Origin of the sequence: Lentzea sp. NPDC051838, assembly GCF_040681245.1 — a bacterium.
Classification (GTDB): Bacteria; Actinomycetota; Actinomycetes; order Mycobacteriales; family Pseudonocardiaceae; genus Lentzea.
Genome location: NZ_JBFAYI010000001.1, coordinates 729,338 through 753,569, shown reverse-complemented (window position 1 = coordinate 753,569; position 24,232 = coordinate 729,338). Strand labels below are relative to the sequence as shown.

The following is a 24,232-nucleotide window of genomic DNA, read 5'->3' as shown; positions in this document are numbered from 1 at the left end:
ATGCCCGCTCCCACCGCTCGATCAATCGCAGAACAACGAACATCCGCTCATGCCGCCGACAGCACGTTCTGCAAATCACCCAGCCAGCGAAACGTCGTCGCGATGTGCATGCCGAAAAGCACGTCCGCACAGGTCAAGCGGCATGCCGATACTCATGAAGGTCTCCACCGAGACGGTCCCGCTGAGTGCCGCTAGGCGTTCGATTCGTTCAGTCTCAAGGGGTTGAAGTCGGGCTCGTAAGGGTGCTGCGGCGGCGACGGTGTGCCTGGCAGCTGGAAGACTTCGACCGCTGCTCACGGGAGGAGGCGCGCAAGCTTCGCCGGGGCGAGCTCGCGGTAGCTCTCGGTCAGCAGCTCCTTGATCTCGGTCCAGTCGGCGTCAGGTTCGATGATCATCCCGACGACCTGGGTTCCCCAAGCGGCGCGGAAGAACGGGTGGCCGGCACCGACCAGCGAATCGAACTCCTCGGCCTGGGCCCGGAACGTCATGACCACCGCGGGCTCGGTCAGTTCGGCGGCACGGCTGAACGCGCCGGTACTGCCGGGATGTGCGGTGAAGACATGCAGGACAGTGCGTTGCCGGATGCGCCATCTCGTGCCGACCCAGGCCGGTTCCTCGTAACTCTCGGGCAGGCCGGCGCAGATGCCGCGCAGGGCGGCCAGCACCTCGGGTGGCACGTCGGCGCGGTCGGTCATGGTCGGCAACGCTAGCCGGTGGCTCGGAAACCGTTGCCGTCACTGGCCTCGGTGGGCGTGCGCGCCGTGTTCCCGGGCTCCTTCGACCCCGCCATCCGCGGCCACCTCGCCGTGGCCCTGTGCGTGCCGAAACTACGTCCGTGCAGGTCAAGCGGCGTGGTGATACTCGTGGATGACTCCGCCGAGACGGTCCTGTCTGTCGATGGCGAGGCGTTCGATCTGAGCGGGTTCGCCAGGCTGAGGCCGGCCCCGCAGGGATGCCGCGTCGGCGAGCAATCGGCTGGCTCGGTGCTCGCTGTAGGACCGCTCGTACTCACCCAGCGCCTAGCGCAGATGGGCCTGATTCCAGATAAGCGGGCGGTCGAAGAGGTCGCCGCGAAACTTTCTTGCTCCAGTCGATACAGATCAGCCCGAAAGATTGAACAGTGCCAACTGGCCCTCTATACTGAGTTTGAGCTATCCAATGGCGCATGAACACACGAACTGCGCACGCTTGCTACACGTGGGGGGTCAAGTCCCCCCACGGACATTGGCTTTATCCCTACCAACGGGCCGGATGCTCGCATCGAGTATCCGGCCCGTTGCGTTGTAGACGATTTCTACGTTCAGCGCCTCATAGAGTCTTTGCAGGTCGTCGGGGTTTGCATGCCTGATTACCTTCTTCACGTCGCCGAGCCAATCAATCATCGCGCGGATCTCTGCGGCACTTCTTCCGACGCGTTTCGGGACCCCGCTCAGCTCGGCTTGAGCCGCCGCGCGCTTCTCCTGCGCCTCGTTCATTGCCTCGACGAGCGCGGACGGGTCGATCCCTGCCGCGATGGCGTCCTGGAATCGACGCAACTTCGCTTCTGCATCGGACTCCTGTCGTTACAACTCCTGGAGCCCGACCAACAAGCCAGTGCTACGGCGAACGCTCATCAGACATCAGACTTCGCTCACTCAGTCCAGAGCACCGGGCCACCATCTCCTTTGGGAGTCCTCAAGCTCTGGTGCAACATGAAGGCTCGCCAGCTGCCGACGCCGTCGGTCCGGCTGCCACAACGACGGCGTGACGCTCCTCAACGCACACGACCCGTGGGGTTCGACAGGTACCGCTGACCGGTTAACATCGTCGCGGTGGCAATGCCCCGATCGGAGGTCGTGTGCGACGGGATTTGGCCAGCCTAGGCGCGACCGTTTTGGCCGAGCGGACTGCACTTGTGGTCATCCGCACCCTCACCTCGTTGGTCCGGCTCCAGGACGTGCTGCCATTGATCGACGCCGACCGCCGAGTCATGCTCCGATATACCCTCGACGAGGGGTCGCGCTTCACCGCTGGACTGCGTGCACACCTCACCGCCCGCAACATCCCGTTGATCAGCTGGGCCGAGGCGTCAAATACGAAGTTCGACCTGGTGCTCGCCGCACACACGAACGCCTCGCTCGCCGAGCTCGACGGACCACTGATCGTGATGCCTCACGGAGCCGGGTACAACCGGGTACTGCCATCGCGAACGGCAAGCGACACTGTCCCCGTTGGACTGTCCAGGCAAGAGCTGACTAGCCACGGCGAAGTCTTCCCCACCGTGATCGGCCTGTCACACGAGCGGCAGATTGATCAGCTGCGAAGTTCCTGCCCGCCGGCCGTCAACCACGCTGTCGTGATCGGTGACCCGACTTGGGACCGGCTGGTTGCGAGCCGGACTCGCAGGGACAGTTACCGCAGGCACCTCGGTGTCACCGCCGACCAGCGTCTCGTCGTTATCAGCTCCACTTGGGACGTGAACTCACTACTCGGCCAGCCGGAACGGCTTGTAGAGCGCCTAGTCGCGCAGTTGCCGATGGACGAGTTCCGCGTGGCCCTCGTGTTACACCCGAACGTGTGGGCGCACCATGGTGTCAACACCATCCTCGGGTGGTTCCGCGACTGCCTCGACAGCGGCCTGATGCTGATCCAGCCGCACGACAGCTGGCAGGCCACATTGATCGCCGCAGACGCTGTCGTCGGCGACCACGGGTCGGTCAGCTTCTATGGGGCGGCGCTCGGACATCCGTTCCTCAAGGCGGGCAACGGCCTACGGGATCTAGCCGAGGAGTCCACCACGGCCGCGTTCATGCGCGGCGCGGACCCCATCGACCCGCTCGGCGACCTGCGTGCCCAGATCGAGTCGTGCTTCGTCACCCACGATCCCGGTTACTTCCGCGCAATCACGGCTCAGGCGCTTGGGCGAAAGGGGGAGTCGTGGTCGGTCCTGCGACGCGTGCTCTACAACCTGATGGCGCTCGAACCACCTGCCTCCGCCCCGCGCATGCTTCCACTCAACGCGCCCATACCGTTGCGCGGCAACGACGTCACCGCCTGCCATGTCACCTCGTCGCTACGCGACGGCCGACTCCAGTTGGAACGATTCCCCGCTGTGCTCGAGCAGTTCCGCCGCGCCACCGATGTCGAGGAGTACTTCCTCGTGGCGGACGACGAGGAAACGGACCATCGCCTGCGCGCCAGCGCGGAGATCGTCATCCGCTCCACACCGCTGCCAAAAGACCACGCCCTCAAGTGGGCCCGCACCACGCTCGCCGAGTGCAGCGGCGCCACCGTGGTTGCTGTCGCCACCGATGATCACTGCTTGGTCGTGCTGCGCAGCGGGGAGGTGCTGCGCAGCCAGGACGTACTCGGGTCTGCGGCCGCGCTCTATTCGTGGCTCGCTACCGGTGGCGTGCTGGGCGACGAACTCTCGCTCGAACTGTGTCGGCACGGTTCGACGACTCAGCTCACCCTACGCAGGCTCGGCGCGGCAGCTGGCTAAGCACAAGTCCGTCGTGGTTATCGGCACCTATGCCCACGACTCGCCGCCCGCCAGTATCCCAAAACTCCCAACAACACGGCCCATGACGGCCCGTCGGACTGTCCAACCACTGACGTGCACCGGGGCACGATGTGCACATCGACACCAAAACAAAAGCCAAAACCCGAGTGCTGCAAGAGAACCAAAGTCGGGCAATCCACGACCCACGCCGAACAGGTTAAACTCAAGCTAGGGACCGCTGAGTTCGGCCAGGCGTGCCAGCGTTTCTTCCAACAGATCCGATTCACCACGCTTGCGCGCCACCTCGGCCAACGTCCTGAGTGCCTCGGCCTCCTTGTTGTGCTGCCCTCGCGCCCGCATTGTGCTCGCCGCCGACAGCAGCACGCCTTGGGCCTGCTCATCTAGACCGTTCGCCGCATGTGCCGCTCCCAGCACGATTTCCGCGCGTGCGGTGGCGAGCACGTCGTCCATCGCACCGAGCACATGCACAGCGCGCAACAGCAATTCGGTCGCGGCGACCGGGTCACCGACGCGCAGCAGCGCGTCACCTAGGTGATAGCACTGCAGGCCTGTGCCGCGGTCGTCGCCGATCCGCTCGTTCAGCTCCAGCGACGCCCGAAAACAGGTGACACTCACGGCGAGATCTTCTCGAGTGCGGTGCAGCACCCCCAACGACTCCAACACGGCTGCCTCGGCTCGGAAGTCACCGCACGTCTCGGCCGCCCGCTTGGCCATACCAAGATTAGTCTCTGCGGCCTGGAACTCGCCGAGTTCGATCTGCGCACGAGCGAGTTGGTTCAGCATCCTCGCTTCGGCGACCCCGTTGCCGCATCGCCGCGAAGCCGCGACCGCGAGTTCATGTGCCGCGACAGAGTCCGCATAGTGCTTCTTGCTGTGGTAGGACGCCCACAACGACTCGCACAGCTGCCAGACGAGGTCGTCCCAGCGCTGGTGCGCGGCTGTCTGCACGGCCGCAAGCAGGTTCGCCCGCTCGGTCTCGAACCACTGCATCGCCGTTGCCGCATCGAACGACAACGTGGCGCTCGCGGGATCCGATGGCGCGAGCCTCCACCGCTTCTCTCCCATTACTGCCAGGTCCGCAGCACCTGCCGTGACGCGATACCACCCGACGATATTCACCAACACCTCAGCGGGACGCACGTCGTCGTGCTGGATCGTGTTTCGGGCATGGAGCTTGATCAGGCCGTGCATTCGGTACCGACCAGACGTGATGGCGCGCACCAGGTTGGCCTCGCACAGTTCCTCGATGCCTTCCTCGACGTCGTCGACCGGCATGCCAGTCGCGGCGGCCACGACGTGTGGCTCGAAGTCCGGTCCCGGATGCAGTCCGGCCACCCGGTACAGCCGCCTGCCCGTGTGCGTCAGCTGCGACGCGACCGCGTCGAACAGGGCCTGCAACGGGTGCGCGCCCGGCAGTCCAAGCCTTCGCAACCGTCGTCCCTCGTCAGAGAGGTAGTCGACCAACCGCGACGGCGGCCAATGTCTCGGCTTGTGCAGCAACGCGCCCACGACAACAAGTGCGACTGGCAGCCCGTCACACAGGCCTGCCAGCGCCTGTAACTCGTCCTCAGCCGCGCTTCGAACGGCTATCGAGAGGTCGCGCAGCAGCGCCACGCTCTCGGCGACACCGAACGGTTCGACGTCAATGGTGGCCGCACCATGCACGACCAGCCCGCTCAACCTGGCGCGGCTCGTGGCAATCACTGCACTGCGCGACGACGCGGGCATGCACAATCGCACCTGGGCAACGTCATCGACATCGTCCAGCACCACCAGCACCCGCGCGTCAGCCGTCATCGTCCGGAACAACGCAACCCGCTCCGGCAGCCGCGGCGGCGGCGCCAGCACGCCGAACGCCAGTAGGAAGCTGCCGAGCACGTCGCTCACTTCGACCGGGCCGCTCGTGCGGTAGTCCGCCAGGTCGGCATAGAGCTGCCCGTCCACGAACCTGACCTTGTTGCTATGCGCCCACGTGACCGCAGCCGCCGTCTTACCGACACCGCTGATACCGCTCAGCACGACCACCGCGGGACGGTGCTCGGTGTCGTCCACTCCTGTCAGCCGTGTCAGCTCGGCCAGCACGCTGTCCCTATTCACGAGCCTTGTCGGCGGCGCGGGCAGTTGCCGAGGCACTGCGCGGGTCGGTTCCGGCGGCATACCGACGTTCATCGTGCCGACGTGCCCTGCCTGGACCGCGGCCGCCACCGGCGCGCCTATCAGATTGCTGGTCTGGCAAGCAGCAGCCGGCTCAGGTGAACTAGCCTGCTCTGCTGCCATCGGCCCATTCCCCCGGACGGTCAACCTTGGAAGTCGTCCAAACGATATTGGCACAGCCGATGGGGCTGCTCACCGCACACGACCGCTGGAAGTTCGGCAGCGTGGCTACGTGAGCTACGTGAGGACCGCCGACGTTCACGTCGCCAGCGTCGTGCTGCACCGCAATCCAACTCCGCCGCCGTCAAGGCGGTACTCGGCTGAAGAATCAACCGCAGTGTCGAGATCCTCGGCTGGTCGACGCGGTGGCAGCCGGTCACCCACGCTGTCGACCTGTCTTCGGTCATCGGCAGGCAAGGTCGTGGCCTTCATGGAGAGAGGCGGCCGTCCCGGCGACGTGGGACTCACAAGACCCGTCTCCGAGACGCAATCTTCGACGATAGGACACATGCGGCTCAAGGTGTCCCCTCGTCCTGCCGCGCATAGGTCTGCAGCTAGCGACCCACAAACACTAGGTCTGAGGCCCGTCCCATAGGGACGGGCCTCGTGTGCCGAACGGGCCAGGCAGAACTACTTAGGGCCAGGCAGGGCTACGTGGGTGAATAGTGTGCGACTTCGTCCTCGGACACCACGTTATTCACCCCACGGGGTTGATGGAAACATCAGGCTCGTGGGGGTTTTGCTTGTAGCGGACGTACAGGTCTATCGCCTCATACTGCTCTTCCAGTCTCGTCGGTGCGTGGCCTGGCAGCGCCGCGCTGACATCTCCAATCGAGTCGATCGCCGCGTAGATCTCGGCGACGTCCACCTTCACCGGTGCTGGGACGTTGTCCAGTGTTGCTCGTGACGCGAGCCTCTCGGCTTGTGCCTCGCTGATCGCCTCGACCAGTGCCGCAGGGTCCACACCGGCCATGATGGCGTTCTGGAACCTGGTCAGCTTCGCTTACGCCTCAGAGAGCCGCTTCTTCGCAGCATCGCGACCGATCTGGATCACCGGCTCCTGCGGATCCATCAACGCGGCAACGGGTCGATCGCGGTTCTTCCGATCAAAGACATGCCCCAACCAACCGTTCACCGCGTCCTGAAGAGCGTCCTCTCTCAAATAGACCGCGCCAGGATGTGACGCGAGCACTGGAGATCCCGGAGCCAATGTGCGCGCGGGACACTGGTAATACATCGCCTTCTTCCGCGGTCTGCCCTCAATCTTCCGCCCACAGATGTCGCACCGGATGCGACCAAGGAACAGGTAGCCATGCGTCAGCGCACGCCCGGACCGCTCCGACTTGCGCGCGCTCCACCATGCCCTCGCCCTCTTCCGCGAACTGGGCGAGCGAACAGGCGTGGCCAGCGCGCAGAACGGCCTCGGCGAGGCCGGCGTGGACGCCCTGCACCACCACACCGCCGCCCTGGCCGTCGCCATTCAGATCAGGGCCGGTAACACGAGCGCCCGCTTCGGCGCGCGGCTTCTGTCTGTGGCGTTTCCAGTGCGCGCTCAACGTCGAACGCGCGCCTTGCCGTTGACGAGTGGAGACCATCGGGAGGCCGGGCGATGCGCTGTCCACAAGGGACGGACGGGTCAAGGGCAGCGCGTCCAGGTGAAGCGATGTTCGGTCGAGAACGCGTCGGTGGCGAGATAGCTGTTTCTCTTCGGGTCCGCGCTGCCGAGACTGACCCGTACGTCGGTCACGATGGTCACCAGCTTCGCCTGCCCGCACGGCAGCCCCGGCCCTTCGGGGTCGGCACGTTCCCAGTAGTCGTCGTCCGGCCCGCTGAAATGGTGGGTGCTCTCGTGCGGCATCTCGCCCTGGAACGTGTGCGTGAACCGGACCGTCGCCGTCGCGCCCGGTTCGAGGTGCACCCAGCCTCGGTACGTGGTGGGCGCGAGTGCGTAGGTGTAGCCCTGCGGTGGGGTGATGCGGAGCTGGGCCCGGCAGATCTTCCGGGCGTCTGCCGGTTTCGCGGCGCCGCCGACCCAGCCGATGACCTCGCCGTGGTCGAGGGTGAATCGGGAGTTGTCCGGCTGGACCGACACGCTGGAGGATCCGGCGCGGCATCCCGTGCCGGCGACGGTCACGATGTCGATCGTGACACGTCCGGGGGGAGGCGGATCACCTTGCGGTGTGACGAGTGTGGCGAGCGCGAGCGCCGAAACCACCAGTAGGTGCATGACACGCCCTTCTGCGTCACGCGGCGGTGGCTCCAGCGTATCGCCCGGCAGCGCCACGGGTACCGGCAACGCGCGTACCCGTTGATCGTGCGAAGCGATTGTTTGGTGATCGCCGAACCAGCGTGTCAATGCAACCCGATCGGGTGATCGCGAGTCTCTTTAGTGTGAAGTGGTGGTGGGGACGGTTGACCACGGGGGTGGCGCTCGCGCTGACCCTCGTGCTGCTGCTGGTCATGGATTTCGGCGCCAAGCAGAAGGTGGCCGATTCGGCGGCGACGTCGTCCGCGCAACCTCCACCCTCCTTTCAGTCGAGCGGCCCCTCCTCGACGGAGCCCGCGCCACCGAAGCAGCCGGCCTGGATGCGCAAGCTCGCCGCGGGCGAGAAGCCTCCGCAGTTCGTTCTCTTCTCGTTCGACGGCGCGTCGTCCAAGAAGCATTGGGACCGCGTGCTTCCACTGGCGCGGAAGAACAACGCGCATGTCACCGGTCTGCTTTCCGGCGTGTACCTCGTCCCCGACGAGGACAGGGCGACCTACACCGGACCAGGGCACGCGCCGGGACGCTCGTCGATCGGTTTCGGCGGCAGCAGGCAGGACGTCGCGGAGCGCATCCAGTACCTGAACACGGCGATCGAAGCCGGGCATGAGATCGGCACGCACTACAACGGCCACTACTGCGCGGGCGACGAACCCAGTGTCGGCCGCTGGAACACCGAGCAGTGGAAGGCGGAGCTCGACGCGTTCAAAGCGATCCTCGACAAGGCTCGGGCCGCCGGGCTGAAGCTTCCGGCGGAGGCGATCCGCGGTGGTCGCACGCCTTGTCTCGAAGGCGACTGGCAGCAGGCGTTCCCCGCGATGGCCTCGCGCGGCCTGGTCTACGACACCAGCCACGTGAGCCTCGGCGTGCAGTGGCCGTCCATCCAAGATGGACTGTGGGAGTTCCCGATGCCCGAGGTGCGGGTGCCCGCGCTGGGCAGGCGGGTCGTGATGATGGACTACAACTTCTGGTACGTGCTCAACGGCGCCAAGGAGGAACCCGCGCGGGCAGCCGAGTTCACCCAGATCGTCGTCGACACCTATCGGTCGGTTTACCAGACGGCGCTGAACAGCAACCGTGCGCCGCTGGTCATCGGCAACCACTTCAACGACTGGTCCGGGTCGGCGTTCTCGAACGCGATGGAGCAGTACCTCGGTGAGGTGTGCGCACAGGCCGAGACCGTCTGCGCGACCTATGGCGAGGTCATCCAGTGGATGGCGCTGCAGGATCCAGCGATCCTCCAGCAGTTCCGGCAACTCCCCGTACCCGTGAACTGATCACCGACGGGAGCTCGCGCAGTTGCCGCTCGACGCGATGGGCGTCGTGGTCGTCGACGACGACACAGCGTGCGCCGCGCTCGTCGTCGGGCATCTCGCCGAGCTCGGGCACCGGCGCATCGCCCACATAGAACACCTCGAGACCGACCCGGCCCGCCTCGCGCAGATGCCCAACGCGGTGCGGGCGGAGGGCTACCGGCAGGCCATGCGCACGCATGGACCGGATGGCCGACCTGAGCACGTCGTCGGCTCAGGTCAAGCTGTCGCCGACGTTGGTCGTGCGCAACACCACCGCTCCCCCACCGCGGTGATCAGGACCCGAAATCGCGCAACAACCCCGCGTACCGCTTCGGCGGCGGGGTAGCGAACTCGCCTCGCTTGCCGGTGCGCAGCCCCATCTCCACCAACGCCTGCACCGTGAGGACGGCGGACTGAAGGCCGTCGACCACGGGCACACCGATCGCCGCAGCGATCGATGTCGCCCAGTCGGTCATGCCCGCGCAGCCGAGCACCACGACGTCCGCATCGTCCACCTCGACGGCGCGGGCGCAGGCGGTCGTGACGAGATCGAGGGTATCGGAATCGAGCTCCAGTACGGGTACTTCGCATGCGTGCACGCCCCGGCACAGCCCGCGCATCCCGTAGCGGTCGGCGAGTTCCCACGCACGGCCGCGCGTGCGAGCCAGGGTCGTCACGACGGTGAAACCCCGCCCCAGGTAGGCGGCGGTGCGCATGGCCGCTTCGGCGATGCCGACAACAGGGCCGCGAGCCAGCTCCCGCGCGGCGTCGAGCCCGGGGTCGCCGAAGCACGCCACGACGTAGCCGTCCACACCGGACTGTTCGCCCGAGGCGATCTCCGTCAGCAACCCCGGCACGCTCAGCGCCTCGTCGTAGTGGCTCTCGATCGACTCGGGCCCCATCGCCGGGCTCAGCGCGTGAATCGTCGTTCCCGGTGCGGCGACGGCCTTGGCCGACCTTTCCACCAGCGCGGTCATGTCCGCGCTGGTGTTGGGGTTGACGACCTTGATGATCATCGGGCGGGCCGGGACGCGAGGGTGTGCACCGCCAGGCCCACGGCCATGCCGATGAACCAGGTGTACTGCGCGGCACCGGAAAGCGCGGGCACCAGGACCGGGACCACCGCGATGACCGCGCCGGCCGCCGTCGCGGCGATCGCCTTCGGGTTGTAGCCCTTGCGGTAGTGGTAGCTCCCGTCCTGGGACATGGTGAACAGGTCGTCCACCACCACCTTCTGCTTGCGCACCAGGTAGTAGTCGGCGATGAGCACGCCGAACAACGGGCCGATGAAGGCGCCGAGCACCTCCAGCGTGTAGTGGATGACCTCCGGGCTGTTGTACAGGTTCCACGGCGTGATGAGCACCGACCCGATGGCCGCGATCATGCCGCCCGCGCGCCAGCTGATCCGCTGCGGGCTCACGTTGGAGAAGTCGAACGCGGGCGAGATGAAGTTCGCCACGATGTTGATCCCGATCGTCGCGACGCTGAACGTCAACGCTCCCAGCACGATGGCGAACGTGCTGTCGACGCGCGCGACCGTCGCCACCGGGTCGGTGATGAGCTCGCCGAACACCGGCAGGGTCAGCGACGTGGTCACGACGACCAGCACCGAGAACACGAGGAAGTTCACCGGCAGGCCGAGCAGGTTGCCGCGCTTGACCGCGGCGAACGAGCGGCCGTAGCGGGAGAAGTCTCCGAAGTTCAGCATCGGGCCGGAGAAGTACGACACCACGAGGGCGATCGCGCCGAGCATCACGGGAATCGAGGCGAGGCCGGTGTGGCGGACCTCGCCGAGGCTCAGGTCGATCGCGCTCCAGCCGGCGCGGTAGATCAGATAGCCGGTGAGCAGGAACATCACCACGTACACGGCGGGGCCGCAGAAGTCGATGAACCGCCGGATGGTCTCCATGCCGGTCCAGAACACCGCCGCCTGCACTAGCCACAGCAGTGCGAACGAGCCCCAGCCGAGCAACGGAAGCCCGAGGAACCCGTACTGCTGCACGTCCGCATAGGGCATGAGCGCCGGGAAGAGCTTGAGCAGCACCACGTTCAGCGCCGCGGACGCCAGGTAGGTCTGGATGCCGTACCAGGCCACCGCGATGAGTCCGCGGATGATCGCCGGGACGTTCGCGCCCAGCACGCCGAACGACGCGCGGCAGATCACCGGGTACGGCACACCTGTGACCTGGCTCGGTTTCGCGACGAGGTTGCAGAAGACGTTCACGATCCCGATGCCGACCAGCAGCGCCAGCAGCACCTGCCAGCTGGACAGGCCGAGCATGAACAGACTGCCCGCGGTGACGTATCCGCCGACACTGTGCACATCGGACATCCAGAACGCGAAGATGTTGTAGGAGCCCCAGGTCTGCTTCTTCAGCGGCGCCAGATCCTCGTTCGTAAGGCGCGGGTCGTACTGGGGCGCGGTGCTGATCTCGGTGCGGGAGACTGTATCGGTCATCACCGACTCCTCGTGACCTCGGCTGTGGTGCGAGCAGCCTGGTCCCGCCGTGTTACGCCCTCATGACGCGAACCGTATATCTTGCCGGGCCCTACTCGGAGTCGACGAACAACCCGGTGTGACGAGGCAACGCGGCGAGTGATGCCCGCAGCCTGCCGTGGTGCACTCGCGCCGCCGCGACCAGCCGGTCCACGTCCCGGGCGAGGAACGCCGCGAGCATCTCCTCGTGGTCGTGGTGCATCTCGGCCTTCGCGTCGTCGGACACGTGAGCCATGGGCCGCACCGGTTCCGTGGTGTTCCACGCCGACTCCAGCATGGCCAGCAGCCGATGCATCCCGCACGGACGCACCAGTGCCAGGTGGAACCGCCTGCTGTCACGGTGGTAGCCGCGCACGTCGTGTGCCGCGATGGCCCGGCCGAGCGCTTCGTGCGTCGCGGCCGCCTCCAGGTCGTCCCGTTCCCCCGCCGAGGCGATCGCGGCGGTCAGCGCCGCGATCTCCAGCACCTCACGCACCACGTACAGCTCGTGCAGTTCACGGCTCGTCAGCCTGGCTACCTGGTAGCCCAGATTGGGCTGGTGCTCGACGAGCCCCTCACCGATCAAGGTCTTGAGCGCCTCGCGCACAGGAATGCGGCTCACCCCGAACACCTGCGCGACCTCGTCGAGCGGAATCGCGGTGCCCGGAGGCACGTCGCCGTCGACCAGGCACCGGCGCAACTCGTCGAGGATCACGGCCTGGGAGCCGCCCGACTGGTCGCTGACCAGCCTGGCGACCAACGCCGAACGTTTCCGCGGGCCTGCCACGCCCGCAGCCTACGTCAGGACTACCGACTCTCGGTGATCAAGCAGACGCCGCCAGTGCCTGCTCGATCGCCTCGACCACTCCGGTTCCTTTCAGGTCAACCGGCGGATGAGGTCGTTGGTGATCCCGAGCCCGGTGAAGGTGGCGAGGGAGGACAGCGGGAAGTTGCCAAGAATGGTGCGCAGCTCGGTGTCGGCGACGAGATCATGGCCGCTGACCCTAAGATTGCGAGCGGCGCCGTCGACTGGATGGCGCTCATCGTCAACAGTCTCTTCCGGTTGTGCGTCGTGGTGCCGATCGTCGTCTTCATCCGATTGATTCGACAGTCCACAGTGGAACGATCTTTGCGCTGGCTGAGGCAGTCCGCAGCCACCCATGCCGAGGAGTCGCCGTGGCACGGCGACTCCCGCAGGCGTTGTGGTTCCGCATGTCACCCGTACAGGAAGTACGAGGAAAGCTTGTTGTCGTTCCAACTCGGCTTGGCCAGCGAGGCCTTCGCGCCCCGGCGCACGATCCCGTTGAAGTCCTGCCAGCCGAACCCGCTGAGGTCAGGGTCCACGAAAACGTGCAGGTCCATGTCGGTGTTGTTGATGATCGAGGACACCCGGTCGTCCGCGCGTGGCGGCATCCGGCGGACGATCATCGTGTCGGAGACGACCAGCCGTCCGGTGTAGCCGGCTCCGTCGTAGAGGCAGTACTTGCCGTCCGGGCAGTTCGGCGCCGCGGCTGCGTTCGGCACCGTGGTGACGGCCAGCCCGGCGACCACCGCCGCAGCCGCAGCGATGAGGGTTTGTTGTTTCACGACAGCACTTCCCAATCTCTGATCGCTCAGCAGGACAGCTGGTCGCCGGGCCGGACGTCGAGGATCCCGGTGAACTCGCGGTAGACGCGCACGCGACTGGCGACCTGCGCCGGGTTGCCGCCGTTGCACTCCAGAGCACCGTTGATACTGCGAATGGTCTCGCCGAAACCGCGACCGCGGACCATCGCCTCGTGCGGCGTCATGCTGCCGGGGCCGCTCTGAGTCATCCAGTACCAGAACGCGGCACGCCACGAGAGAGTCGCGTTGGTCTGCAGCAGGTTCGGGCGGTGCAGGAGGTCCGCGCCGAGCGCTTCGCCCGCGGCCTGGTAGTTGTAGTTCCAGCTGAGCTGCAGCGGGCCACGCCCGTGATAGGCGGCGGGACCTTCCGGGCAGCCGAACGGACGCGGCTCGCAGTAGTCACCACCGGGGTTCTGCTCGACCACGAACCGCAGGCCACCGGTCTCGTGGCTGACGTTCGCCAGGAACGCCGCGAGCTCCTGCCTGCGCACGGTCCGGTCAGGTCCATTGGCGAACGCAGGGAAGGTGTTCGCCGCCTGGCGCAGACTCGCGAACGTGTAGAAGTCGTTGCGGTTCGGGAACATCCGGTCGAACTGGGCCTGCGTGACCATGGCCGCGTCCGCCGACGCCGGTGGCGTGACGAAGGAGAAGGCGGCCGCCAGCACCAGTACTGCGATGCGGAACTTCATCAGGTTCTCCCCTGGACGGATCGGTAGGCGCGTCCCACCTCGTTGGGCGTCGCGCCCTGGTACAGACCGGTGCCGCCGCGGTCGGCCGGCAGCGCGAACCACGCGTAGCGCTCGACGAACGGCAGGCCGTGCATCATCTCCGCGGCGTCGCGGGCGAACGTCGCCTGCTGCCGTTGCGTCGGATACCTCGGAACCGGTCCGGAGAAGTCGATCAAAGCGAACTCGGTCACCCACAACGGTTTCCGGTGCTTGTCGTGCACCGACTTCAGGTAGCCGCGCAGCTGACCGACCGCGGCGGGACCGAAGTCGGCGCCGTACCAGTGCAGCGGGATGAAGTCCACGCGGAGGTTCCGCGCACGGGCTCCGGCGAGGAACCGGTCCAGCCAGCCGCCTTCGCGGTCCGCGCCACTCGCCACGGCGGGCGCGCCCAGGCGGTTGCCGGTCGAGACCAGCCTCGGCCAGAGATCCAGTGCGCGGTCCACCGTCATGTCCGCCTGTCCCGGCAGGTCGGGCTCGTTGAACCCCAGCAGCTGCCTGCCCTGCTCCGCCGCCTGGCGAAGCCGTTGCGGCGTCACGTGGTCCGGTCCCCAGATCGTGGGGACGAACTCCACGCCCGGTGGCGGGTCGATGTCACCTCTCGTCGAGTCCCAGTTGTGGAACCAACCCGCGCGCACGTCGTTCAACGCGGCCCTGATGCCGGGCATGTGCCACGTCGCCACGCCCTTCTTCAGCACCGGCGCGGCCTCGGCCTTTCCCAGCGACAGCAACGGCGCGGCCACCGCCGCGGACAGCACGGCACGGCGGCTCGGCCCCCGTTTTCCCTTGTCCGACAAAGTTTCTCCCAACTAGTGGAACGTCACGGTCAGCTTGTTGCAGTCGCGGCAGCTGTACATCGCGCGGTTACCGGGCTCGGTGTCGTGCTTCGACCAGCTGTACGCCTTGGGGCACGCCCTGGTGATCGCGTTGCTGTACGGCGTCTTCGCGTCCCTGTTGGGGCTGACGCACAGCATCGGCTTGCCGGTTTCGGGGTGCCTGCGCAGGTTCGCGTCAGGACAGGCGGGCAGCAGCGCGCCTGGGCATCCGGCGGTACCGCAGAACTGGCCGTTGGGCGGCGGGCCGTTGGTGGGATTGATCGTGATGGGGACGTTCACGCCGTTGACGTAGCTGACGTTGTACCAGGGCGCGGGTTCGTCACGCGGCTCGAAGGTGAACTCGGCCAGGCTGGCGGGCTGTTCACCGGTGGTGCAGTGGGACGGCCGCGCGCCGCAGTCCCCCACCAGGCAGTGGAACGTCGAGCCCGGCTCGCCCTTGCAGTGCTGGCGGGCGAAGAACTTCCCGCTCCACTGCTTGTTCGGCCCGAGCGGGATGTGCACGTTGACGGACTCGCCCGCCTCGAGCTTCGGCAGGTCGCCGACCTTCACCGAGCCCTCGTTCACACCGCTGCCCGGCCAGATCGGGCCGCCGGTCTGGTTGACCAGCTTCACGGTGTACGGCGGGGCGGCTGAGGCTGGTGCGGCCACGAGCGAGCCGGCCAGGGCCAGCAGCAGAACTATCCACAGTGGACGTAATTGGGTTCTCATGTCTCAAGAAGCTAGTGAGACCAACGCCCGCGGAGTACTACGGTGCTACCCCAACATGTGCCCGAGCGCCTGGCTCAATCCCTCGCGCCGATCCTCGTCCAGCGACGCGCCCCGCGCACTCACCACCCGCGAACTCGCCGGGATATCGGCTCAGGCGCACCATGGTGCGGTGAACGAGGTCGACCAGTGGTTCATCGACAAGGCGCACCCGCTCGACGAGCTGATGCGCCAGGTCCGCGCCGTCATCCTGGGCGCGGACGGACGCGTCACCGAGTCCGTCAAGTGGCAGACGCCGACGTTCTCCTTCCAGGGCAACATCGTGAGCTTCAACCCGTCCAAGAAGTTCGTGAGCCTTTTGTTCCACCGCGGCGCCGAGATACCGGGCGACCACCCGCGACTCGAAGGCGATGGAAAGCTCGCACGCACCATGCGTTTCCACTCGCCCGACGACCTGGAGGCCGGGCGGGCGGAGCTGGAAGCGGTGATCCGGGCGTGGTGCGACTGGAAGGCCTGAGCTACCTGCGGTCGGGTAGGCGTCAGCTTCGCAACCTGGCGGCACGCAGGTTCAGATAGTGCTGTTCGGGCAGGCTGGCGGTCATCTTCGCGGCGCGCGAGTACGACTCCCTGGCCGCGGCGAGGTCTCCCGCACGTTCGAGCAGAGCGACCTGCTCGATGCCGTCCGGCAGGTGACCACGACGCGTTACTCATCCACCTGCACACACGAACTCATCGGTGCGTCTACGAGTGCCGGTCAGTTGGCCAGCAACGCCAGGACCAGGAAGGCCACGAGGGTCAACCACGACGCGGGATGCCCCAGGTTGAGCGTCCACCGCGAGCCGACGCGCTGGTGCACGAGCAACGCCGGATCGGTGCGGTTCGCGTACACCAGGCCGCCCAGGTGCCAGTGCCGGTCGTCGTCGCGTTGCACCACACCGGTGTCCTCGGTGTCGTCGCGATCGAGTCGATGCCCCGCGTCACCCGCACGCACCAGCCAGATGAGTGCGACGGCGAACGCCGCGGCGGGCAACGCGATGGTCAGCGCGGTCCAGACGCTGCCCGGTGTGACGAGACGCCACGACAGCAGCGCCTTCACGGCCAAAGCCGCGATGACCGCTGTGGCCAGCAGGGCGACGATCCGCACGGTTCCCGCCAGGTAGGCGCGGTAGGCCCGCGCCGAACTTTCCGGCCTGGCCGCGTCCAGTTCGGGACGTGCTCGCGGGATGGTCACCACCGCGGACAGCGCGAGTGCCAGTACCACCAACTGGTGCGTCACCGGCGACGCAGCGCTCCAGGACGTCGATTCCGTTCGCTGCACAGGATCCGAGACGAGTCCGAGCACGGCGGTGCCGGCCACGATCGCCGGCGCGGGCGCCAGATACGGCCACGGCAACCGCACCGGGTCGGTGCGCAGGCTCGTGTCGGCGGTCATGCCTTGCCGGACCTGGGGCCACGACCGCTTCGCCCGTGCGACGAAACCCGCCGCGGCCCAGTGCGCGAGCAGGCAGGCGACGACGAGCACGGGCAGGAGTCCGGTGGCTCCCGCGAGCGCGCCGGCGGTCGCGGTCGCACCGAGCACCACGACGACCACCCGGTAGGCCACGCGGATCGGACGCAGTTCGCCCGCACGTTCACGCGGCACCCGGATCCCGAACGGCAACGTGGGCCGTGCGGTCGCCGGCAGCAGCAGGAAGCCCGCGGTGACCAGTACCAACCAACCGACCTGCGTGATCATGGGCGTTTCCCCTCGAACTCGTCCAGCACGTCCTGACTCCGCCCGAGCACGTCGTCACGGGTGAGGCCGTGCGTCGTCGCCTCGGCGAGCAAGGTGAGCAGGCGCGACTGCCACGCGTCGGCGAAGCCGGGATCCGGCGGCCCGGACGTGTGGTCGCGGCGCACGACCGCGCCGCTCTTGCGGTTGATCCGGATCACCCCCTCCTGGCGCAGCAGGTCGTAGGCCTTGCTCACGGTGTGGAAGTTGATGCCGAGATCGACGCCCAGCTGCCGGGTGGACGGCAACGGGTCGCCCGCGCGCAGGGTCCCGGTCGCGACGGCTTCCACCACCCTGTCGCGGATCTGCTGGTAGATCGGCGTGTCGCTGTCGAGGTCGATCGTCAGTAGCACGACCTCAAGTCTATCTGTTATACAAGTAATAGAACAGAGGCTCACTGGGGAGGAGCAGCCATGGCTGAGACAGCGATCTACGACGGCAAGCTGGTCATCGAGTTCACCGCGTGGGAACGGATGTTCACGTGGCACAAGCGCGTGGAGGTGCCACTCGGCGACATCCGCGAGGTGCGGCGGGAGCGGCACCCGTTCCTGACGCTGCACGGCGTGCGCCTTGCAGGGGCGGAAGTGGCAGGGTGGTTCAAGTCGGGCATCTGGCTTGGCCGGAGCGGGCGTCAGCTCGTCGCCGTCCGGAATGGACGACCGGCGGCCTGGATCCGCACCGAGGGGCGAGGCGAGTTCCTGGTGAGCGTGCCGGAGGACGTCATCACGACGCTGGAGGCGGTGCGGACATGAACCGTCCGATGTGGACGTTCCTCGCGATCGCGTTCACGATCCCGTGGCTGTTGTGGCTGCTACGGCTCGGCACGGGAGTCGACGTCATCGCGGCGGGAGGGATGCTGGGGGTCGGCATCGCGACGCTTGTCACGGTACGGCGATTCGCTCTGCACGACACGGGCCTCACGGGCCAACCGGTGCGGCAGGTGGCACGCCAGAGCGCAGCCGTGCTCGCCGCGATTCTCGGTCTGGCGGCGGTGGCGGTGGCGATCGGCGCTGCGACCGGTGTGCACCGGCTCGACCTGGCGGGGTTCTCCGGGTTGCACCAGGTCTACGGCGCCGGTGCGACCGCGGAAGTACTTGTGGCGGCACTGGTCCAGAGCGGCCTGTTGTTCCTGCTGGTGCTACCGCTCGCGTTCTGCGAGGAGTGGGGCTGGCGAGGTTTCCTCCTGCCGCGACTGATGCGGTTCGGCAGGTGGGCGGCGTTCGGCTTGAGCGGGATCATCTGGGCGACGTGGCACCTTCCCGGCTACATCGGGTCGGCGAACTGGACGACGTTCATCCCGTTCGCCGTGTTCACCGTGCTGCTCGGTACGTTGCTGGGGTTGCTTCGGCTGCACACCAAGTCGGTGTGGGCGTGCGCGGTCGCCCACGCCGCGAACAACACCCTGGTGATCGGATTCGTGAACACAGCTTTCACCGACGCCGCCGAGCTTGCTCAGCCTGATCCGTGGTCCATGGGGCTCAGCGGTTGGCCGGGGTGGATCGCGATGGCGGTCTTGATCGCGGTGCTCGCCACCGTGACGACCCGAAAGCAGGTCAGGACGTAAGGGACGGGGCATTCACAGTCGCTCAGGCGAGCAGGAAGTACCTCAGCCACAGGTAGGGCGCCGCGAGCAGGATGGACAAGCCGGCCACGACCGCGCCGTAGCGGGTGAACTTCCAGAAGCTGATCGGCGTGCCGTTGCGCGCGGCGAGGCCGAGCACGACGACGTTCGCACTCGCGCCGACCGCGGTGGCATTGCCGCCGAGGTCGGCGCCGAGGGCCAGCGCCCACCACATCGACTGCGATTGCGGGGACTCTCCTTGTGTGGCAACGAGTTCGCCGACGATCGGGGCCATCGTCGCCACGTAGGGGATGTTGTCCACAATGGCCGACAGCAGTGCCGAGATGAACAGCAACGCCATCACCGCGAGGAACGGGTCCCCACCGACCGAGTTGGCGAGTGCGTGGGACACCTCGTCGATCACACCGGTTTTCACGAGTGCGCCGACCATGACGAACAGACCCATGAAGAAGACCAGGGTCTCCCACTCCACGTCGGCGATGGCGTCCTCGGTGGTGACCTTAGAGATCAGCACGAGCAGCCCGGCGCCGAGCAGTGCCACGACGGACGGCTCGACGTGCAGCGCGCTGTGCAGCACGAAGCCGATGAGGACGAGGGCCAGGACGATGAGGCTCTGCGTGAGCAGGGTGCGGTTGCGGATGGCCTCGCGTTCGGACAGCGCCATGACCTCGGCGACGCGGTCCTCGTTGTAGTGGAAGGAGTCGCGGAACAGCCAGCGGCAGACGACCACGAAGGCGATCATCAGCACGACGATGAACGGTGCCAGGTGGAGCAGGAAGTCGTTGAACGACAAGCCCGCGCGGCTGGCGATGATGATGTTCGGCGGATCGCCGATGAGCGTGGCGGTGCCGCCGATGTTGGACGCGAGCACCTCGGCGATCAGAAACGGGATCGGGTTGAGGCCGAGCCGGTCGCACACCAGGAACGTCACCGGTGCGATCAGCAGCACGGTGGTGACGTTGTCCAGTGCGGCCGACGCGGTGCCGGTGATGATGACGAACATGGCCAGCACCGCGTAGGGCTTTCCCTTGGCGCGCTTGGCCGCGGCGATGGCGAGGTACTCGAACAGGCCGGTCTGCTTGATCACCCCGACGATGATCATCATGCCGAGCAGGAGGAACACGACGTTCCAGTCCACGCCCGCATCCAGGGAGTGGAAGGCCGTCTCGCCGTCGGTGAGCCGCAGCGCGAGCATCAACGCCGCTCCGCCGAGAGCGGCCGCGACGCGGTGCACGCGTTCGGTGGCGATCAGGACGTAGGCGCCGACGAAGACTCCGACCGAGAGGATCTGGGCGATCGTCACGTCTTCGGTCCCGCTGTCGCGAGGAGCACCTCGAGCAGGTGCGAGGTCGTGACGACGCCGTGGATGGTGTCGTTGTCGCTGACGAGCAGCAGCGGGGTGTGCAGGCGGGCCATGGTGGCGGCGCACTCGATCACGGTCGCGTCGCCGGACACCATGGGTATCTCGTAGCGTTTCTCCTTGGGCGGCAGGAGTTCCTTGACCGTGCGGCCGGCGAGTTTGTTCACGCACGCCTCGGCGCCGCCGCGTTCGTCGAAGACGCGGGCGAGCGACGGGTCCTCCTGCACGTAACCGGGGATGAGGAAGCGCAGCACCTGCGAGCCGGGCAGCACGGTCACCGGTTTGCCGTCCGCGTCGACGACGACCACGCCCGGCCGGCGTTGCCCGGCGATGAGCTGGGCGGCGGTCAGCGCGTCGTCGGTCAGGGCGACCAGCGGGTAGTCCTCGGCGAGGTCACGGGCACGCACAACAAGCTCCTTCGAACGAAAGTGGAGAAGTCCGCCGGCACGGTCGGCGCTACCATTCGGCCATGTCCGGTCTGGCCACGGCCTTGGTGCTCATCGGGGCGTTCGTGCTGGTCGCGTTGATGGTGCGGGCAATCGGTCGCCGCTGATCCGCGCGCGGGGCCATGGGCTTCTCCTGATCTTGCGGACGACTAGGACACTCGCCGACCAGGCTTCCCGGCACACCGCGGCCAAGACTAACCCGTGATCGACCGCTCGACCCGCTCAAGCCCCGCCCACCGCCCGCGTCCCGTTCAGTAGCCCGACCAGGTGAACAACGCGGCCGAAGTCACCGTGGGAGCTACCCACAGTGGGCCAGGATGAGTAAGGGTGTGCGCCATGGAGAAGCGGAAGGCAGCCCTCGGATCCGCCGCGTTCTTCGTCCTGGCTCCCGGCGGCGTCGCCGGGCTGGTTCCCTGGCTGCTGACCCGCTGGGAGGCGCTGCCGTTCTGGCTGCCGCTGCGGATCGTCGGCGTTCTCCTGCTGATCGCTGCCCTCGGGGTGCTGGTCTCGTCGTTCGCCCGGTTCGTGGCGGAGGGTTTCGGCACGCCCGCGCCTGTCGCACCGCCGGATCGCCTTGTGGTGGGCGGCTTCTACCGGTTCGTCCGCAACCCGATGTACCTCGCCGTGTTGTCGTTGATCATCGGACAGGCGCTGGTGCTGGGCCAGCTGATCCTGCTCGCCTACGCCGTCGTGGTGAGCGCCGCGTTCGCCGCGATGGTGCACTGGCACGAGGAACCGGCGCTGCACCGCCAGTTCGGCGACCAGTACGACGCCTATCGGGCGGCAGTGCCCGGCTGGGTGCCACGGCTGCGGCCCTGGCACGCCGACTCCCAGGTCTGAGCGAAGTCCGCGCTGGACACTGACTGAACAACTGTTCAATACTCTGTACGTGCGTTCAGCATCAGATCTCGGGCACTGCCGGACAACACCGATGCGACCTCGGCGATGTTCACCGAGATCGACGGGAGGCCGGTCGTGAAGGTGTTGCTGGTCGCCCACGGCACGCGCGGGGACGTACAACTGTTGCTGTCGTTGGCGATCGCGCTCAGCAAGGCCGGTCACGACGCGCTGCTCGCCGCGCCGCTGTCGTTCGGGGACAGCATCCGGGCGCACGACGTGGAGTTCGCGCCGTTGGACGACAGGCCGAACCGGCTGCTCGACGACCCGGTGCTCAGGGAAGCAATCGAGGGCGGGTATCGCGGAGTCCGGGGCAAGATCACCGCGTTGTCCACCATCAAGCGCATCAAGCCGCTGATGGCCGACGTCGAAGTTCCCGTGCCCGATGGTGCCGCTGCCGAAGGTGCCTCGGTTCCTCAACCGCGCCACCTACCTCACGGTCTCGGCCACGCTGCGCGCCTACTCGGGTGTCGTCAACGCCTCGCGCACCGACGACCTCGGCCTTCTCCGCGGCGCCGGGCCGCAGCCGGCGCTCGTGCTGCAGGCGTTCAGCCCGCTGGTCACACCGGTCGACCCGGATTGGCCGGATTCCGTGCGCACCAACGGATTCTGGTACGTGCCCGCAGCGAACTGGGCGCGACGCATGCACGCTATGGGCGTCGCACCAGCGCCTCTCCCCACCGGAAACTCACCGCCGACGCGCTGGCCACGGCCATCGGGCGTGCCCTGACGCTCCGGCAGCGTGCCGACGATCTCGGCGAGCGGATACGTGCCGAGAACGGTGTCGCCAAGACCGTGCGGGATCTGGAGGAAGTCCACAGTGGACGACGAGTTCAGCGGTCCTGATCGGCGTTGCGCCACCACAGTGCGGCCGCCACCACCCCCACCACGCCGACGAACAACACCAACAGAAGCCCGAGCAGGCCAGGCGGGTCGCTGTCCGGCCCCACCAGCCCGCTGACCAGCGCAGGTACCGACCACGGGAAGTACCGGCCGTAGCCCAGTGCCGCGATGACCTGCGCGAAGAAGATCGCGGCCATCATCACCCCGACCCCGGGCAGATAGCCACGTCCGGCGCTGGCGGCGAACGCGATCGGCGTGGTGAGCAGCATCGTCATCGCCGCCGTCGCGGCCACCGTCGCCACACCGGATGCCACGAGATCCGCCGACCAGCCAGGCAGCCTGAGCGCACTGCCGATCACCAACCCGAGCAGGACGAGCTGCACCGTGAGAGCGAGGCACCACAGGCCCGCCACGACGAACTTCGCCAGCACGATCGTGGTGCGCGCGGTCGGCAGCGCCAGCAGGTCCTTCACCGTGTTCTGGCTGAACTCGCGCCCGAACAACCACACCGACACCAGGCCGAAGACCAGCATGCCGCCTACCGCGGTGGTCTGCGCGAGGAAGGCCAGGTAGGTCGGCCAGTCCGCGTCGCGCCCCATCAGCGAGGCCTTGGTGCCGAGCAGGCCGAGCGACCGGGCTCGGCCCTGATCCTGCAGGATGAACATGAACAACCCACCCACTCCGGCGGCGACAGCGAACGCCAGCGCCGTCACCCACGGCACGCGAGAGCGGCGAGCCTTGAGCAGCTCGGTGAACAGCGCGTCGATCACGATTCCACCACCCGCAGGAAGAACGTCTCCAGGTCGTCCTGCTCGACGACCAGCCGGGTCGGCGGGCAGCCTGCGCTGACCAGCACGACGGCAACGTCCTCGGGTGCGTCGATCGCGCGATCGTCGGCGAGGTCCAGAGTGCCTGCCACTGTCCTCTCCGGACTGAACCCCGCTGCGAGCAGGGCTCGTTCGGCCGCAGCCAGGTTCCGAGCCGACACGCTCAGCCGCCGACGTGCCTGTGCCGCGACGTCTCCCGCGTCGAGCTCGCGGACCAGCCGACCGTGGTGGATCACTCCGATGCGCGTGGCCAGCCGGGCGACCTCGGTGAGGATGTGACTCGACAGCACCACGGTCACACCGTGCTCGCGGCTGAGCTCGCGCACCAGGCTCCGGATCTCGGCCACACCGGCCGGGTCGAGGCCGTTCGCGGGCTCGTCCAGGATCAACAGCTCCGGCTTGTGCAGCAACGCCTTGGCCAGCCCGAGCCGCTGGGCGTTGCCCAACGACAACGTCCCCGCCCGCCGGGTGGCGTACGCGGTCAGGTTCAACCGCTCGATGACCTCGTCGACGTGGCGCCGGCCGCGCGACGCGCGCAGTCGTGCCGCGACGGTCAGGTTCTCGACGACGGTGAGCTCGGGGTACGCGGCCGGCCCTTCGACGAGGTAGCCGACACGTGCCCACGGTCCCGGCCGGACGGACTCGCCCCACAGCGCCACGGAACCGGAGCTGGGCCGGATCATGCCGAGCAGCATGCGGATCGTGGTCGTCTTGCCGGCTCCGTTGAGACCGAGCAGCGCGTAGATCTCGCCCGCGCCGACGTCCAGCGAAAGATCAGCAACCGCGGCGAGGTCGCCGTAGTGCTTGGAGAGGCTTCGCAAAGCGATGACAGGTGCCATGGCTACCCCGCGGGTCGACGTCGTTGACCACGCCGACCAGGCTTCCCGGCACACCTGCGGGCACTGTACAGCGTCGCCAATCCGGGGGCTTTCTCGTGACGAATCA

At 67.2% G+C, this 24,232-nt stretch carries 29 protein-coding genes and 1 pseudogene; 8 read left to right on the top strand and 22 right to left on the bottom strand.

What is annotated here, in order from left to right; genetic code table 11:
* Positions 1-293: 293 nt before the first annotated feature.
* Together AB0M24_RS03245 and AB0M24_RS03240 are read right to left on the bottom strand one after the other, a co-directional pair.
* Positions 294-695: an MmcQ/YjbR family DNA-binding protein gene (locus AB0M24_RS03245; protein WP_089962278.1), complete on the bottom strand. Its 402-nt coding sequence runs from the start codon at positions 693-695 to the stop codon at positions 294-296.
* Positions 696-1,205: 510 nt separating this feature from the next.
* Positions 1,206-1,535 (bottom strand): hypothetical protein, encoded by a 330-nt coding sequence (locus AB0M24_RS03240; protein WP_363760278.1) that lies wholly within the window; start codon positions 1,533-1,535, stop codon positions 1,206-1,208.
* A gap of 359 nt (positions 1,536-1,894) precedes the next feature.
* On the opposite strand from AB0M24_RS03240, the gene AB0M24_RS03235 reads away from it, so the two are divergent.
* Positions 1,895-3,481 carry a hypothetical protein gene (locus AB0M24_RS03235; protein WP_363760275.1) on the top strand — a complete coding sequence of 529 codons (1,587 nt, stop codon included), beginning with the start codon at positions 1,895-1,897 and terminating at the stop codon, positions 3,479-3,481.
* A 228-nt stretch (positions 3,482-3,709) separates the two neighbouring features.
* On the opposite strand, the gene AB0M24_RS03230 is transcribed toward AB0M24_RS03235, so the two are convergent.
* The 5 genes from AB0M24_RS03230 to AB0M24_RS03210 all read right to left on the bottom strand — a co-directional run bounded on the left by AB0M24_RS03230 (position 3,710) and on the right by AB0M24_RS03210 (position 7,883).
* On the bottom strand, positions 3,710-5,779 hold the full coding sequence (locus tag AB0M24_RS03230; RefSeq protein ID WP_363760272.1) for an NB-ARC domain-containing protein: 2,070 nt from the start codon (positions 5,777-5,779) through the stop codon (positions 3,710-3,712).
* A 574-nt stretch (positions 5,780-6,353) separates the two neighbouring features.
* Positions 6,354-6,629, bottom strand: coding sequence for a hypothetical protein (locus AB0M24_RS03225; protein WP_363760269.1), 276 nt, complete (start codon positions 6,627-6,629; stop codon positions 6,354-6,356).
* A 30-nt stretch (positions 6,630-6,659) separates the two neighbouring features.
* Positions 6,660-6,920: a hypothetical protein gene (locus AB0M24_RS03220; RefSeq protein ID WP_363761558.1), complete on the bottom strand. Its 261-nt coding sequence runs from the start codon at positions 6,918-6,920 to the stop codon at positions 6,660-6,662.
* Positions 6,916-7,212 carry a hypothetical protein gene (locus AB0M24_RS03215; RefSeq protein WP_363761595.1) on the bottom strand — a complete coding sequence of 99 codons (297 nt, stop codon included), beginning with the start codon at positions 7,210-7,212 and terminating at the stop codon, positions 6,916-6,918. Before AB0M24_RS03215 ends, AB0M24_RS03220 begins: the two co-directional genes overlap by 5 nt.
* Before the next feature lie 80 nt (positions 7,213-7,292).
* Positions 7,293-7,883, bottom strand: a complete 591-nt coding sequence (locus AB0M24_RS03210) for a DUF4360 domain-containing protein (protein WP_363760266.1) — start codon at positions 7,881-7,883, stop codon at positions 7,293-7,295.
* A 185-nt stretch (positions 7,884-8,068) separates the two neighbouring features.
* Between AB0M24_RS03210 and AB0M24_RS03205 the strand changes: the two genes are divergently transcribed.
* Complete coding sequence (locus AB0M24_RS03205) at positions 8,069-9,196, top strand: polysaccharide deacetylase (RefSeq protein WP_363760263.1); 1,128 nt, start codon at positions 8,069-8,071, stop codon at positions 9,194-9,196.
* Positions 9,197-9,218: 22 nt separating this feature from the next.
* On the top strand, positions 9,219-9,560 hold the full coding sequence (locus AB0M24_RS03200) for a substrate-binding domain-containing protein (RefSeq protein WP_363760260.1): 342 nt from the start codon (positions 9,219-9,221) through the stop codon (positions 9,558-9,560).
* On the opposite strand, the gene AB0M24_RS03195 is transcribed toward AB0M24_RS03200, so the two are convergent.
* The 8 genes from AB0M24_RS03195 to AB0M24_RS03160 all read right to left on the bottom strand — a co-directional run bounded on the left by AB0M24_RS03195 (position 9,508) and on the right by AB0M24_RS03160 (position 15,564).
* A complete protein-coding gene (locus AB0M24_RS03195) occupies positions 9,508-10,230 on the bottom strand; it encodes an aspartate/glutamate racemase family protein (protein ID WP_363760257.1) in 723 nt (240 codons plus the stop codon). The two genes, AB0M24_RS03200 and AB0M24_RS03195, sit on opposite strands and share 53 nt — an antisense overlap.
* Positions 10,227-11,672, bottom strand: a complete 1,446-nt coding sequence (locus tag AB0M24_RS03190; RefSeq protein ID WP_363760254.1) for an NCS1 family nucleobase:cation symporter-1 — start codon at positions 11,670-11,672, stop codon at positions 10,227-10,229. Before AB0M24_RS03190 ends, AB0M24_RS03195 begins: the two co-directional genes overlap by 4 nt.
* Before the next feature lie 91 nt (positions 11,673-11,763).
* Complete coding sequence (locus AB0M24_RS03185) at positions 11,764-12,477, bottom strand: GntR family transcriptional regulator (RefSeq protein WP_363760251.1); 714 nt, start codon at positions 12,475-12,477, stop codon at positions 11,764-11,766.
* Positions 12,478-12,567: 90 nt separating this feature from the next.
* Positions 12,568-12,873, bottom strand: a complete 306-nt coding sequence (locus tag AB0M24_RS03180; RefSeq protein ID WP_363760248.1) for a hypothetical protein — start codon at positions 12,871-12,873, stop codon at positions 12,568-12,570.
* 32 nt (positions 12,874-12,905) lie between these two features.
* On the bottom strand, positions 12,906-13,277 hold the full coding sequence (locus tag AB0M24_RS03175; protein WP_363760245.1) for a peptidase inhibitor family I36 protein: 372 nt from the start codon (positions 13,275-13,277) through the stop codon (positions 12,906-12,908).
* A gap of 26 nt (positions 13,278-13,303) precedes the next feature.
* The gene (locus tag AB0M24_RS03170) at positions 13,304-13,984 is read right to left on the bottom strand and encodes a chitinase (protein WP_363760242.1); all 681 of its coding nucleotides are present in this window, start codon (positions 13,982-13,984) and stop codon (positions 13,304-13,306) included.
* The gene (locus AB0M24_RS03165; RefSeq protein WP_363760239.1) at positions 13,984-14,817 is read right to left on the bottom strand and encodes a glycoside hydrolase family protein; all 834 of its coding nucleotides are present in this window, start codon (positions 14,815-14,817) and stop codon (positions 13,984-13,986) included. The genes AB0M24_RS03170 and AB0M24_RS03165 overlap by 1 nt, the downstream gene beginning before the upstream one ends.
* 12 nt (positions 14,818-14,829) lie before the next feature.
* Positions 14,830-15,564 (bottom strand): thaumatin family protein, encoded by a 735-nt coding sequence (locus tag AB0M24_RS03160; RefSeq protein WP_363760236.1) that lies wholly within the window; start codon positions 15,562-15,564, stop codon positions 14,830-14,832.
* A 169-nt stretch (positions 15,565-15,733) separates the two neighbouring features.
* Between AB0M24_RS03160 and AB0M24_RS03155 the strand changes: the two genes are divergently transcribed.
* Complete coding sequence (locus AB0M24_RS03155; RefSeq protein ID WP_363760233.1) at positions 15,734-16,078, top strand: DUF1801 domain-containing protein; 345 nt, start codon at positions 15,734-15,736, stop codon at positions 16,076-16,078.
* Between the two features lie 22 nt (positions 16,079-16,100).
* Here the strand turns inward: AB0M24_RS03155 and AB0M24_RS03150 are convergent.
* The 3 genes and pseudogenes from AB0M24_RS03150 to AB0M24_RS03140 form a co-directional block, all read right to left on the bottom strand.
* Positions 16,101-16,223, bottom strand: a pseudogene (locus AB0M24_RS03150) (RNA polymerase sigma factor); the annotation flags it as partial.
* A gap of 92 nt (positions 16,224-16,315) precedes the next feature.
* On the bottom strand, positions 16,316-17,296 hold the full coding sequence (locus AB0M24_RS03145; protein ID WP_363760230.1) for a hypothetical protein: 981 nt from the start codon (positions 17,294-17,296) through the stop codon (positions 16,316-16,318).
* Positions 17,293-17,685 (bottom strand): GntR family transcriptional regulator, encoded by a 393-nt coding sequence (locus tag AB0M24_RS03140; RefSeq protein ID WP_363760227.1) that lies wholly within the window; start codon positions 17,683-17,685, stop codon positions 17,293-17,295. The genes AB0M24_RS03145 and AB0M24_RS03140 overlap by 4 nt, the downstream gene beginning before the upstream one ends.
* Before the next feature lie 60 nt (positions 17,686-17,745).
* On the opposite strand from AB0M24_RS03140, the gene AB0M24_RS03135 reads away from it, so the two are divergent.
* Positions 17,746-18,084: a hypothetical protein gene (locus AB0M24_RS03135; RefSeq protein WP_363760224.1), complete on the top strand. Its 339-nt coding sequence runs from the start codon at positions 17,746-17,748 to the stop codon at positions 18,082-18,084.
* Complete coding sequence (locus AB0M24_RS03130; RefSeq protein ID WP_363760221.1) at positions 18,081-18,896, top strand: CPBP family intramembrane glutamic endopeptidase; 816 nt, start codon at positions 18,081-18,083, stop codon at positions 18,894-18,896. Before AB0M24_RS03135 ends, AB0M24_RS03130 begins: the two co-directional genes overlap by 4 nt.
* A 22-nt stretch (positions 18,897-18,918) precedes the next feature.
* Here AB0M24_RS03130 and AB0M24_RS03125 read toward each other — a convergent pair whose 3' ends face one another.
* Positions 18,919-20,211, bottom strand: coding sequence for an ArsB/NhaD family transporter (locus AB0M24_RS03125; protein ID WP_363761556.1), 1,293 nt, complete (start codon positions 20,209-20,211; stop codon positions 18,919-18,921).
* 2 nt (positions 20,212-20,213) lie between these two features.
* Entirely contained in the window at positions 20,214-20,681 is a 468-nt protein-coding gene (locus tag AB0M24_RS03120; RefSeq protein ID WP_363760218.1) for a CBS domain-containing protein, read from the bottom strand.
* 375 nt (positions 20,682-21,056) lie between these two features.
* Between AB0M24_RS03120 and AB0M24_RS03115 the strand changes: the two genes are divergently transcribed.
* Both AB0M24_RS03115 and AB0M24_RS03110 read left to right on the top strand, forming a co-directional pair.
* Entirely contained in the window at positions 21,057-21,560 is a 504-nt protein-coding gene (locus AB0M24_RS03115; protein WP_363760215.1) for an isoprenylcysteine carboxylmethyltransferase family protein, read from the top strand.
* A gap of 105 nt (positions 21,561-21,665) precedes the next feature.
* Complete coding sequence (locus tag AB0M24_RS03110) at positions 21,666-22,463, top strand: glycosyltransferase (RefSeq protein WP_363760212.1); 798 nt, start codon at positions 21,666-21,668, stop codon at positions 22,461-22,463.
* On the opposite strand, the gene AB0M24_RS03105 is transcribed toward AB0M24_RS03110, so the two are convergent.
* Positions 22,451-23,230 (bottom strand): ABC transporter permease, encoded by a 780-nt coding sequence (locus AB0M24_RS03105; protein WP_363760209.1) that lies wholly within the window; start codon positions 23,228-23,230, stop codon positions 22,451-22,453. The genes AB0M24_RS03110 and AB0M24_RS03105 overlap by 13 nt on opposite strands.
* Positions 23,227-24,126, bottom strand: a complete 900-nt coding sequence (locus tag AB0M24_RS03100) for an ABC transporter ATP-binding protein (RefSeq protein ID WP_363760206.1) — start codon at positions 24,124-24,126, stop codon at positions 23,227-23,229. Before AB0M24_RS03100 ends, AB0M24_RS03105 begins: the two co-directional genes overlap by 4 nt.
* Positions 24,127-24,232 lie beyond the last annotated feature (106 nt).

Bases quoted from the DNA above. Each gene is read 5' to 3' on its own strand.
- AB0M24_RS03195 (WP_363760257.1), bottom strand. From the start codon at position 10,230: ATGATCATCAAGGTCGTCAACCCCAACACCAGCGCGGACATGACCGCG.
- AB0M24_RS03145 (WP_363760230.1), bottom strand. From the start codon at position 17,296: ATGATCACGCAGGTCGGTTGGTTGGTACTGGTCACCGCGGGCTTCCTG.
- AB0M24_RS03225 (WP_363760269.1), bottom strand. From the start codon at position 6,629: ATGGCCGGTGTGGACCCTGCGGCACTGGTCGAGGCGATCAGCGAGGCA.
- AB0M24_RS03115 (WP_363760215.1), top strand. From the start codon at position 21,057: ATGGAGAAGCGGAAGGCAGCCCTCGGATCCGCCGCGTTCTTCGTCCTG.
- AB0M24_RS03130 (WP_363760221.1), top strand. From the start codon at position 18,081: ATGAACCGTCCGATGTGGACGTTCCTCGCGATCGCGTTCACGATCCCG.
- AB0M24_RS03160 (WP_363760236.1), bottom strand. From the start codon at position 15,564: ATGAGAACCCAATTACGTCCACTGTGGATAGTTCTGCTGCTGGCCCTG.
- AB0M24_RS03210 (WP_363760266.1), bottom strand. From the start codon at position 7,883: ATGCACCTACTGGTGGTTTCGGCGCTCGCGCTCGCCACACTCGTCACA.
- AB0M24_RS03190 (WP_363760254.1), bottom strand. From the start codon at position 11,672: ATGACCGATACAGTCTCCCGCACCGAGATCAGCACCGCGCCCCAGTAC.
- AB0M24_RS03230 (WP_363760272.1), bottom strand. From the start codon at position 5,779: ATGGCAGCAGAGCAGGCTAGTTCACCTGAGCCGGCTGCTGCTTGCCAG.
- AB0M24_RS03100 (WP_363760206.1), bottom strand. From the start codon at position 24,126: ATGGCACCTGTCATCGCTTTGCGAAGCCTCTCCAAGCACTACGGCGAC.
- AB0M24_RS03110 (WP_363760212.1), top strand. From the start codon at position 21,666: ATGTTCACCGAGATCGACGGGAGGCCGGTCGTGAAGGTGTTGCTGGTC.
- AB0M24_RS03245 (WP_089962278.1), bottom strand. From the start codon at position 695: ATGACCGACCGCGCCGACGTGCCACCCGAGGTGCTGGCCGCCCTGCGC.
- AB0M24_RS03170 (WP_363760242.1), bottom strand. From the start codon at position 13,984: ATGAAGTTCCGCATCGCAGTACTGGTGCTGGCGGCCGCCTTCTCCTTC.
- AB0M24_RS03135 (WP_363760224.1), top strand. From the start codon at position 17,746: ATGGCTGAGACAGCGATCTACGACGGCAAGCTGGTCATCGAGTTCACC.